This is a genomic window from Spiroplasma sp. AdecLV25b (genome assembly GCF_030913225.1).
Lineage (GTDB): Bacteria > Bacillota_I > Bacilli_A > Mycoplasmatales > VBWQ01 > Spiroplasma_E.
The window spans coordinates 1-11,509 of record NZ_JAQYTS010000055.1; the positions used below are offsets into that span (position 1 = coordinate 1).

The window sequence follows — 11,509 nt, forward strand, 5'->3', positions numbered from 1 at the left end:
ACTTTTTTTTGATATTGATTAAATTTATGATTGATAGTGGAATAGTTATAATACAAACCATCATTATTACCGAACTATATATTGCTCATAGCATAAATCATTTTTCGGTTTTAATCATTTGTGGTGTTTCTTGGATTTCTATAACATCATTTTTGTTTTTTTGTTTTTTTAGTAGTAATAAAATACTAATAATTCCCAAAAGATTTAATGCTAAAAAAAACAAAAATAATCATAAAAATCGATATTTTTGTTGTTGAATTTCATTACTATTAACTATAAAAATACTTAAACTATATGAAATTATAGATGTTTGAAAAACAAAAATAAAACCTTTAAAAACACTTTTATCAATATTTTTAAAGTTATTTGGAATCCCTACAATCAGTATAAGACTTAAAAAAAATCAAAAAGATAATATAAGAGAAGTAGAATAAATAACGCATATTTTCATTATTTTTTTTCAAATTAGATCATTTTTAAAAAATTTTCATAGATTTTTAAACATTTAAACCACCTTTAATTACTTCCAAATCCAAGAGGTATAAAAATAACTGGCATATAAAATGCAAACCAAGCACCATTGCCATAATCATAAGATTTCAATGTAAAGGAATATCCTGTCATGATACCAGCTACTGCTACTGCTGCAATATCTAATCCTGGTATTTCTGCAATTTGTTGTGCAATTTCAGTTGCTTCTGCACTATGGTCAATAAATGCTTCAATAGCACTAGAATCTAAATGTAATCTACAATATCCAAATCAATATCAATAACTTTCAAGTCATACATTACCTTTAACATTTTGTATTAATGGAAAATTAAAATGTGCTTTTCCTTGTTCATCAAAAGTTAGAATTTTATTTTTATAATATCAATTTAAAGTTTTTAAATATTCATAACTTGTAATAATTTGATAAATTTTTAAATCTCATATTTTTTGATTTAATTTTAATTTATCAAAAACAACTACATCATTTTTTAAACTAATAGCACTTAGTAAATTTTCTTTTAATTCTTGTTTTTCTTGTTCAGTTTTTGAACTAAAATATTTTTTTATATATTCAAAATCTGCCGGAGTTAGATTTAATTTTTGTGAATTGTTTATATTGTTTGTTTTTAAATTTGATGTTGTTGTTAAAGTACTAATTTGTGGTGTTGTACCTAACAATGTTGAAAGTACAAATCCAGTTGCAATAAGTTTTTTCATAATATTTTCTCCTTTTATTTTATTTTGAATAACTCTAAAATCTTAATTTCATATTACAACTTTTTAAAAAAATAATAATAAATGTGAAAAAACTTATATTTTAATTATATAGTCTTAAAACGCTCGTATTTGCTGTTTTTAGCGATGTTTTATTTTTGAATATAATGGGTAGGGGTAAGGTTACTTTTGCATTTCTCACATTTATCACAAAGCATTGACAGTTTTAAAAAATTTAACATATTCACACTACCTACTGTAAATGTAAACTTACAAGTTTCATTTTTACATTTTGTTGCAAACATATTATACCCCCTTACCCCTTATCAAAAACAACTTGATTATCTTTATCAATATTATTTAACATATGATTGATTTGTTCTTGTGAGATTGAATTTTTTGTTGAAGTTTGTACTTTATCAATTTTATCTCCCAATGTTAGGTTTTGTTCATAATTTATCTTTTTATTCAAAATTAATTTAGTTTTTTTATCCCTCTTAAAATTTTCTTCTTTTTGTGTTCAAATAAATTCATAATTTTGAACAAAATTACCTTTTTTATTTTTTTTAAAAGAAACTGCTAAATCTGTTTTTAAAATTATTTCACCAATTGCGGGTTTTATTGTTTTTCTTTCAAAATGAGCACGATTGAATTTACCATTATAAACATAATCATCAATAGACAAACCAAATAATTCTTTTAAATCTTTGGTTGTTATGTATCTTTGACTTTGTAATTTACTTTCATCTGTTCAAGAACATAACCATTTATACAAAGTCAAAGAATGTTTTGATTTTAATTTCAAAACACTATTTAAATTAACCTTTGTATAATATCCAATTTTAACTAATTGCTCTAAATATGGCATAAAATCTTCATCTAAGAAAATTTCAAAATAAGGTTCGTTTTTATATCATTTTGCTTTATGTATAACTACTCCTATCGTTTCATTACCCTTTATATCTTTAATTTCAAAATAACTTTTTTTAATTAAACCTTGTATAAGTTTACGATAGCGATTATATCTATCTTCACTTTCTAATTCTAACTTATTAAAAAAATCAAGTTTATTTAATTTAAAAACTGTTGGATTTTTTTCATCAGGTTTAATTTGACTAAAAATCAAATGTAAAACTTTTTGTTCCTCTAAAGTTAATTTACTGTATTTTCTTGCTAATTCATTTGCATAATATACAGTTAAAAAATCAAATTGATTTTTTATATTTTCCATAACCTAACCTCCAAATATTATAATAATTTATATTTTAACATTATTTTTAATAAGTATGCCTTATAAATATTTTTTTATGGTCTAAGGCATACTTGGGCATTGGTCTAAGGCATACCATAAATGAATATATAATGAATATATAATGAATATATAATGAAGTAAAATTTAGTAAATTTTATCATTTTTATATAAAAATTTGTTATAATTTAATTATACATAATATTTACCTACCAGTAAGTAAATAAAGACTAACAATCACTCCCAACTTTCAAGCACTTTTGTGCTTTCAAAGAGTTGACCCCACAAGCACAAAAGTGCTTGTGGGGTCAACTCTTGCGTTGGGAGTGATTGTTAGTCTTTTCTTTCTTTTTTGCAAAAAAGAAAGAAAAGACCGCGACGAAGTCGCTTCAAAAAGAAAGAAAAAATCTTTTAAGGTTTTTAAGTTGAGGAGAATTCAAAAAATGGAACAATTAAAAATATTAGAAATCATTAACCGATGAGGATACTTAAACGCTTATCAAATCGCACTATTATTAAACAAAGATATTGAAACTGTAAAAACTCACTTAAGATTCATAAAACAAAAACAATTAGTTTTGATAAATCAAGTAACAAGAAAAAATATTTACTATCTTTCAAATTTGGGAAAACGTTATTTAGGAAAAGAAAAAAACAAATCAAAACTAAATTTAAACCAACTTGCTCACCAAGATTTAATGATTAAATGATTATCTAAACAGAAAGATATAGCAAGTTATGAAAATGAACTTGAACTTAAAAGTTGAAATTCCAAACAAGACAGATACCCCGATTTAATGATTGAATATGAAAACGGAACTAAAACTTGAGTTGAAATTGAAAGAACACGTAAATCAAAAGAACGTATCGAAGACAAACTTGATAATATGCGAGAACACATAAAAGACAACCATAAAGTGATTTGAGTTGTACCAGATGTAAAAATGGCTAAATTTATACAAGAACAAATCAATCATTATAACTGACACAAAGAAGTTCATGAAATTGAAATATTTAACATATAATGTTATTTAATTACATAAATAAGTGTTAAAATATAAAATAAAAGTGTTATAATTAAATTGTTCTTATTTTTTATAGAACAAAATAATTTTAAAAAATAAATATAATTTAAACATAAACACAAATTCCAAATAACCCCTAAAACTTTAGTTCCAAATTTTTATTTGCGAACTTTTTTAAAATATTTTGTATAATAAATTTATAAAAATTTAATATAAGTTTTTAACTCATTGCTTTCTTGTTAAAAAGCAAATGAGTTTTTATTTTGAAAGAAGTTGAAATTATGGCAATTGAAAATCAAGAAATTATTTTTAATGATTATATTAATAATTTTATTAATATAAATGAATTAAAGAAAAAAATAATTGAAGAATTAAAAATGATAAAAAATAAATTTAAAAAACAAAACGAAATAAAAGAAAACATTTCTAAAATTTTATTTGGTTTAGAAAATGAAAATTTTGAAGCAAAAGAAAATCTTAGATTACTTGATGTTATATATACTAAAATAGAAAACATATATAAAAACCCTATTGAGAAAATTGAACGCAAAAATAAAAAATTAATTTTTAACAACAGGTATATAAAATTTAGATATTTAGAAAAGATAAATGAGGAAATATCAAAAAATAATCAATATATTACATTTTTAAATTCAAAAAAAATTAGTAAATTAAAAAATAATTTACTTATAATTTTTACATTGGGTTTTTATAATAAAAATAAAAATTTAATAAAAAAAATTGAAAAATACAAGCATAAAAAAATAGGATTTGAAAATATTTTATTAAATTTAAGAAATAAAAAAAATAATAATCAAAATGTTATTAAAAATAATGTAAAAACATTAAAAATTCAAAAACAAGAATTTGATTTAGTAACGAAATCGTTAAATAGTTGTGTATTTTATTTTACTGAAATTCAAAAAAATCAAATACAAAATGTTTCAAATCCAATAGATATGATTAAAAATATAAATTCATTTCAAGAACAAATTTCAGTAAGTGAATATAAAATACCAAAAATGGTAAAATAATAAGTCTATTACAATTGCAATCTTTTTATATATTTAAAATCAATTTTAAGAGACTAAATTTGCTCATATACAAACGATTTAAAAATTTATATGGTTTAGTATTCAAAAAATAAACAAGCCTAATTAGGCTTGTTTTAAGTGAATTTAAGATACTTATTTTTTAATTTCACTTTCATATATTTTTTTGTTTGCTTCTGCCATTTTCACATATTTAGATTTCTCTTCGCTTTTCATTTCTTGTCAGTGATTACCAATCAATTTTGCAATTTCTGCAACTTTTGATTTAAGTTCAGGTTTTTCTTGAATAATCTCTGATCTTTTTTCTTTACTAAAAAGCATATAAGCGTTCATTGGTCTTTTAACTTTATTTGCCATATTTTTACCCCCTAAAATTTCTTATTATAATTTTACATGATTTAAAAATTAATTTTGCACATATTGGTTTTTAATAAAGAAATCTATCCATGATTGCGATTTTTTAACTTTAATGATTGCATACAAATTTGCTTCTTAAGTTGTTTATTTTCTTGTCTGAAATTTTGATTTTCATTTAAAACTTTTTTTATTTTTTTTAAATCAATTTTATATCCAAGATTTTCTTTAATTTCCATTTCTTGAATTTTAATAAATAAAGAATTGTTTTTACTGATAAATATTTGTTTTTTATTATTATCAATTCATTTTTGATTTACTCATTCAAGTGGTATAGTTCTGTAATATATTGGTCTTATATATTGAATTTGATTATTAATTTTAATTTTATAATAATCATGATTACTTGGCTCAGTGGTCATCAATTGTACTTTTACATGACTTGGATACGATTTAATAACTATGGCTGGACGATACTTTTGCTTACCAGTTTCTTTATCAATATCATCAGTAATTTTGACACGAATTCCCATACCCTTTATATATTGTTTTCATTGTTTTTGATTATTTTTCATGCTACTGCTCCAGTCATTGACCTTTTACTATTTTTATGCTATCATAATAATGTAAGTATAACTTTATGTTATGCAAGGTTCTATAGGAATCGAATTTTCCCACAATTAAATTAATTGTTGGGTTTTTTATTTTTTTATATAATTTCTGCAATTAATTCTTCATAAGCTTGTTTTTGACGTCAATAATAAGGATTTGTTCAAATGCTACTTAATTCATTTTCAATTGTTTTAAAGGCATCAGAATATTTTATTTTACTTTTTATAACTAAATTTTCTAAATTTTCATCTTGAATTCATTTTTCTATTGTAACAAAATTAAAACTCTCCTTTACATTATTAAAAACAATTTTCATGTTTGGAGTTTTTCTATTTTCTTGTTTACATATTTTATTAATATTATCTTTTAAATCTAAAATACCTTTAAAAGCTCTTAATGCGTCATTTATTGGAATTATTACCAAATCAGAAAGAATCAGAAAATTTAAACTTAATTCATTTATTGTTGGTGGATAATCAATCAAAACATAATCATAACTATCAAATATTTCTTGATTATATTGATATAACATATCAGAAATACTATATATTTCTTGTTTTTCATACATTGTTCCAATTATTAAAGAACTTTTAGTTAATTCTTTTTGTGCAGATATTAAATCAATATTTTTATATTTAGATACTTTAATAATTTTATTAATTTCAATATTTTCAATATTATTTTTTGTTGTGATAATATCCATTAGTGAATTTTTGAATTTAATATTTTCTTGTGCAAAGTCCATGGTTAAATTAGCTTGTGGGTCTAAATCAATAAGCAAAATTTTTTTATCTTCTAAAGCTAATTTATAAGCAATATTTTTACAAAGAGTAGTTTTGCCAACACCACCTTTTTTATTACAAAAACTAATCATTTTCATAATTATTTGTTCTCACTTTCATTATCAATTTTTTTATATCTTTCTTTCAAAATATTTGTCATTAATGTTGTAAGTTTTCATTGTTTTTCACTTGCTTCTTTTCTAAAATGTTCTATTAAATCTTTAGGTATTGAAAGAGTAGGAAGTACTCCATGATTTTCTTTTTTAAAATCTTTAACATTATTAAAATCTTTTGTGTTTTTTACTTGACTTGGGATTTTACCAATTCTTGTTAAATCAAATTTTTTATTTTTTATTTGTGGCATGTTTAATTTCCTCCTAATTATATTATTTTTAATATAATTAATAAAAATAATATTTATATTAAATAATAAACTAATTATACTTAAATATATTAAAAATTCAATTTTTATATATAAATTAATAAAATTAAATAAAAAAAATTAATTATATTAAAAATAATATTTTATTATTTTAAATCCGAATTATTTATTAAAAAATTAGTTTTAAATCTTCTTTTTTTATTATATTTAATTCAATAATAAATTTGTCCAAGAATGAATTAATTAAAAGTAATAATTCATCCATATCTTCTTCAAATTCATCCGCAAAATAATAAGTGTCTTCACTATAATTTTTCTTAACTAGTCAGTTTTTTATTTCTTTTAAAATAATGGCTGGTTTATTATTAAGTATTATTTTAAATAAAAAAATACTTAATATACTATTTTTATTATAATTATCAATTTTTTCTTTATCTATAAGTTGTTTTATTATTTCAAAAAATATTTTTAACTCATCAATATTTTTAACCATTTTAGTAGTTAAAGTTTTAAAGGATATATGTCCATCAAGACCGCTTTGCTCAAAAAAACTTGTAAATATATTATATGATTTTCAAACTATATCTTTTTCTATGATTATTTTCTTTTCTTTATTTGACATAATAATTTACTCCATTCTTCTATTAAAATGCCTTTATTTCGCTTTTATTTGCTGTTTTTAGCGACTTTTTATTTTTGAATACTTTTCTATTCATCAATGTAGTTTTCAATATCAATTTTATCAATTCACTGATTTGAACTAGGTAATAATATTTTTACATATGCTTGTCCAATTTTTAAATTTTTTAAGTCATTTGGATGAGCAATATACTCTTCAACAGCTCTTATTGAACCTTTATTTACATTTGAATTTTGATAATCAATTTGATGAGTTAAAGCTTCACTTGTTTTAGTTCCAAAAACTTTAGCTAAGTATTCAGCAGTATTTGGGTCTAAAACTTTTTGACATATTATATTTGATACATTACCAAAAATAATATCAGTAAGATTTTTTTTATTAACTTCTAAACTTTTAATTTCTTGAAAACATAAAAAACATTGATAATTAAAACTTCTACTTTTATTTATCAAATTAATAACGGCATCCGTTACAAATAAGTTAAACTCATCAAAGATAAGATTTATATTTTGATTTTGTGGTTTTATAGTAGCAAATTCTTTTAAGTCTTGGATAAGTAATTTTCCCATGTTACTTGCAAGCTCAGGATATTTAAAAGAATTTAAACTAAATAAAATAACTTTATGATTTTTAACTAATATTGATAAATCATTTTCATAACCAATACTTTTGTTTAATTGTTCAGCATAAATACTTAATCGATGTTCAAAACCCTTAATATCATGTTCATTATCTAAGAATTTTTTTAAAATATCATATTCTTTATCATCTTTATTAAGCAATGTTTTTACTTTTTTTATAGGAAAATATTTAACAATATTTTCAAAAGTTATATCCAAAGATTTATTTATTAAAACTTTAATTAAAAATAACAAATAATTATGAGCTATTGCTTGATAATGAGGTTCAGTAAAATCAAATAGCGACATAATTTTATCTGCTAAAATAATATGATTTTTAGAAGCTAAAGGATTGTAAACATTTTTACCACCTATAACTCAAAAAAAAGCATTATTATCAATTGTTTTAACTTTATTTATTAAACCATCGTCACCTTTTCCATCAATAATAATTACGGTTTGATTTAACTTATATTTATATACATATATTTATTATTTATATCTTTATTATCTTTATCCCCCCTAAATGTCTATATTAGTAATGAATAAAAACGATGAACTCCGGACAAATACCGACTATTACTTGGGACAAATACCGACTATAACTCACTACGAATACGGACTATAACTCACTACGAATACGGACTATAAAAATTTTACACTTACACTTAATTTTAAGTTATAATTTTTCTTGTGACTGACATTGGTTTCCAAGACTGGGTGTTAGTCACGTTTTATGTTTAAAATTGAAATTAAATTTTAAAGTGATAATATTAACCTAAATTGAATAATTATTGCAAATAGGCCAGTCTTGGAAAACTTTAATCACCTATTTAACTTTAAAGATAATTAGAGTTGACATATTTGCTTAGATAGGTATGTCAATTTTTATTTTTTTTTTTTTTTTGAAGTTGGGGCACAAAAATAATGAAAAATAAAAGTCTTATTAAACAAGAAAAACAATTTATCGTTAAATCAAATGTTATAACAAGAGCAGTTAGAAGTATTGATACTACAATTATGACTATGCGTTTGTTTGCCTTTGGATTAGCAAAGTTGAGTGATAAGCAATATCAAGTTAAAAAAGATATTGTTGAATTTAATATTTCACTTGCAGATTTTACTAACTACTATGAAATTGGATTAAATCATATGTATGATTTTGTTAAATTAAATGGTAGAAAAGTGACTTTAATTGAAAAAGAAATGGATATTCTTACTTCTTTTAAGATTAAAACTTTGTATAATGATGAACCATTTGACTTTGATTTTACAAATTTATTTTTAAAATGCGGACATCGTAAAAATACTGGTAAAATATATTTTAAAATTTATAAAGAAATTTTTGAAAAACATTTTGTAAATCAAATTAAAAATTTTACAAAATTTTATTTACCTTATACAAAATTTCTTACTACAAAATATACTTGACCTTTATATGAATATTTTCGAAGTTTTTTATATGTAAGTTCCAAAACTTCTAAGTCAGTTGTATTTACTCACCAACCAATGGATTTTGAACAACTTTCTTTACTTTTAAATATTAATTTAGATAGTAGTTATTTTAAAAAATCTGAAAATTTAAAAAAACGGATTTTAGAACCAATTAAAAAGGATTTATTAAATACTGATGTTATTATGAATTATGAAATTATAAAGACTGGCAGAAAAAATACTCATATTAAGTTTTGTACAAAACTTAATATTGAAAAATTTGCTCAACAACAAAAAGAAGTATATGGGCAAACTTCAAATAATTATGTTGATTTTCAAAATAATCAAAGTAAACAAATTTTAACTAATATTGATAAAGACAATCAAGTTGTTTTTGATAATTAATTTAAAAAATATTTTTTTGAAATCTTATTATTTATAATTCAAAAATTATATAATTTATTGTACAATTACTTAGTTACTAGTGAGGCTTTTGAAGGGTAGCACTAGTAACGTTTTTTATTTAATCTTAATATCAAATAGATATTTTAAATTGTATTCAAAATATATTTAGTATAATTTAATCATAAACACAAATTCCAAATAACCCCTAAAAACTTTAGTTCCTTAATTTTATATAGGAACTTTTTTTTATTTTTTAAAAAAAGATTGTTTAATTTATAAAATTTGTTAAAAGATAAGCATAAACTAAATATAGTTTTTATATATTACTTATTTTATTTAATTTTAATGTAAATAAGTTTAAAAGAGGTGTTAATATGAAAAACATTTATGAATATGATATTCATAAAAATGAAATAATAAATGATAGTAAATTATGACCAACTGATAAAGAAAGTCAAAATTATGATTGATTATGAGCAAATAATAATAAATATGAAAATATAGAAATAAATTCAAAAAAAGTTGGAAAATGAAAAAAATAAAAATAAATTTGTGATTTATTATGCAAATGAGTTAGCAAGAAAAAATAATCAATTTACACTTGAAGAAGAAAAAGTTTTACATTTAATTTTTAGTCAAATTAAACCATTTGAAAAAAATCCAACAACTTTTAAAATTGAAAAAAAAGAATTTTTTAGAAAATTGAATTTAGTTGATAATAATAAGTACAAAAGATATGAAAAAATTATTTTGGAATTAATCAGTAAAACTTTAACCAAAATTGAAAAAAAAGATACAGATAGCAAATTAATAGGTGTAGTTATTTGCAATGCTGAATGATTTAACAAAGAACCTTTTTTTGAAGTAGATATAAACCCTAAATTTATGCCCTATATTGAACAGTTAATAAATCATTATACAAAAGTTAGTTTAGATAGTCTTTTAAACTTAAAATCAAAACATAGTTTAACTTTATATAAATGATTATGCAGTTGAACTGATGAAAATAAAAAAATAAATCAAAGATATATAAAAACCAAAGAATTAAAAGAGTTACTAGGATTGTATATTGATGATTATGTTTACAAAGGTAAATTTAATCGTGCTGATTTTGAACGATACACACTTAAAAAAATAGAAAAAGAAATAAATTCAAAAACTAGTTTAATTTTTAGTTATAAAAAGAATAAAATAGGTAATAAAGTTCAAAATTATGAATTTACTTGAATTCATAAAGAAAAATCAGCAATTAGTAAAAAAACAAAGAAACAAGTTTCTCTTTTTGATTTAGAAAAAGAAAGTCAAAAACAACAAAATACAATATCACAAGAGAAAGTTAATTGTATGTTAAAAAATATTGATAAAGATAGTAAAGTTGTTTTTGATAATTAAATTTTAAATTATGATATAGTTATTTGGTTCTTCAAAAGAACCAATAAGCACTAGTATATTTTTTCGTTTTATATTTAAAAACACTCAAATTGAGTGTTTTTATTATTGTAAAATTTTTGTTTAAAAAGCGAATTTGCTTGCAAGCATTAAAGTTCAATCGCTACTAAAATAACTTATTTTTTTTAATTCTTTAATTTTAATTTCTTTTTCTTTTCACTTTTTTTTGATATTGATTAAATTTATGATTGATAGTGGAATAGTTATAATACAAACCATCATTATTACCGAACTATATATTGCTCATAGCATAAATCATTTTTCGGTTTTAATCATTTGTGGTGTTTCTTGGATTTCTA

At 21.1% G+C, this 11,509-nt stretch carries 15 protein-coding genes; 5 read left to right on the forward strand and 10 right to left on the reverse strand.

The window, feature by feature from the left end; all coding sequences use genetic code 4:
- The 3 genes from RDJ14_RS05130 to RDJ14_RS05140 all read right to left on the reverse strand — a co-directional run.
- Positions 1 to 505: hypothetical protein (locus tag RDJ14_RS05130; RefSeq protein ID WP_308150291.1), on the reverse strand; the 505-nt coding region annotated here is incomplete at its 3' end.
- Between the two features lie 11 nt (positions 506 to 516).
- Complete coding sequence (locus RDJ14_RS05135) at positions 517 to 1,209, reverse strand: hypothetical protein (RefSeq protein WP_308150292.1); 693 nt, start codon at positions 1,207 to 1,209, stop codon at positions 517 to 519.
- Between the two features lie 313 nt (positions 1,210 to 1,522).
- Positions 1,523 to 2,437, reverse strand: a complete 915-nt coding sequence (locus tag RDJ14_RS05140) for a replication initiation protein (protein ID WP_308150293.1) — start codon at positions 2,435 to 2,437, stop codon at positions 1,523 to 1,525.
- A gap of 461 nt (positions 2,438 to 2,898) precedes the next feature.
- Between RDJ14_RS05140 and RDJ14_RS05145 the strand changes: the two genes are divergently transcribed.
- Positions 2,899 to 3,480 (forward strand): hypothetical protein, encoded by a 582-nt coding sequence (locus RDJ14_RS05145; protein WP_308150294.1) that lies wholly within the window; start codon positions 2,899 to 2,901, stop codon positions 3,478 to 3,480.
- A 263-nt stretch (positions 3,481 to 3,743) separates the two neighbouring features.
- Entirely contained in the window at positions 3,744 to 4,514 is a 771-nt protein-coding gene (locus tag RDJ14_RS05150; protein WP_308150295.1) for a hypothetical protein, read from the forward strand.
- A gap of 153 nt (positions 4,515 to 4,667) precedes the next feature.
- On the opposite strand, the gene RDJ14_RS05155 is transcribed toward RDJ14_RS05150, so the two are convergent.
- The 6 genes from RDJ14_RS05155 to RDJ14_RS05180 form a co-directional block, all read right to left on the reverse strand.
- A complete protein-coding gene (locus RDJ14_RS05155) occupies positions 4,668 to 4,889 on the reverse strand; it encodes a hypothetical protein (RefSeq protein ID WP_308150296.1) in 222 nt (73 codons plus the stop codon).
- 83 nt (positions 4,890 to 4,972) lie between these two features.
- Entirely contained in the window at positions 4,973 to 5,461 is a 489-nt protein-coding gene (locus tag RDJ14_RS05160; RefSeq protein WP_308150297.1) for a hypothetical protein, read from the reverse strand.
- Positions 5,462 to 5,595: 134 nt separating this feature from the next.
- Positions 5,596 to 6,378 (reverse strand): ParA family protein, encoded by a 783-nt coding sequence (locus RDJ14_RS05165; protein ID WP_308150298.1) that lies wholly within the window; start codon positions 6,376 to 6,378, stop codon positions 5,596 to 5,598.
- Positions 6,379 to 6,380: 2 nt separating this feature from the next.
- Complete coding sequence (locus RDJ14_RS05170) at positions 6,381 to 6,644, reverse strand: hypothetical protein (RefSeq protein WP_308150299.1); 264 nt, start codon at positions 6,642 to 6,644, stop codon at positions 6,381 to 6,383.
- Positions 6,645 to 6,831: 187 nt separating this feature from the next.
- Positions 6,832 to 7,284, reverse strand: coding sequence for a hypothetical protein (locus tag RDJ14_RS05175; RefSeq protein WP_308150300.1), 453 nt, complete (start codon positions 7,282 to 7,284; stop codon positions 6,832 to 6,834).
- 86 nt (positions 7,285 to 7,370) lie between these two features.
- Complete coding sequence (locus RDJ14_RS05180) at positions 7,371 to 8,231, reverse strand: TraM recognition domain-containing protein (protein ID WP_308150301.1); 861 nt, start codon at positions 8,229 to 8,231, stop codon at positions 7,371 to 7,373.
- A gap of 618 nt (positions 8,232 to 8,849) precedes the next feature.
- Here RDJ14_RS05180 and RDJ14_RS05185 point away from each other — a divergent pair.
- The 3 genes from RDJ14_RS05185 to RDJ14_RS05195 all read left to right on the forward strand — a co-directional run bounded on the left by RDJ14_RS05185 (position 8,850) and on the right by RDJ14_RS05195 (position 11,153).
- Positions 8,850 to 9,761, forward strand: a complete 912-nt coding sequence (locus RDJ14_RS05185; RefSeq protein WP_308150302.1) for a replication initiation protein — start codon at positions 8,850 to 8,852, stop codon at positions 9,759 to 9,761.
- A gap of 374 nt (positions 9,762 to 10,135) precedes the next feature.
- Positions 10,136 to 10,303, forward strand: coding sequence for a hypothetical protein (locus tag RDJ14_RS05190; RefSeq protein ID WP_308150303.1), 168 nt, complete (start codon positions 10,136 to 10,138; stop codon positions 10,301 to 10,303).
- The gene (locus RDJ14_RS05195) at positions 10,284 to 11,153 is read left to right on the forward strand and encodes a replication initiation protein (RefSeq protein ID WP_308150304.1); all 870 of its coding nucleotides are present in this window, start codon (positions 10,284 to 10,286) and stop codon (positions 11,151 to 11,153) included. The genes RDJ14_RS05190 and RDJ14_RS05195 overlap by 20 nt, the downstream gene beginning before the upstream one ends.
- 120 nt (positions 11,154 to 11,273) lie before the next feature.
- Here RDJ14_RS05195 and RDJ14_RS05200 read toward each other — a convergent pair.
- Positions 11,274 to 11,509 (reverse strand): hypothetical protein (locus RDJ14_RS05200; RefSeq protein ID WP_308150305.1); only part of this gene is annotated, 236 nt, incomplete at its 5' end.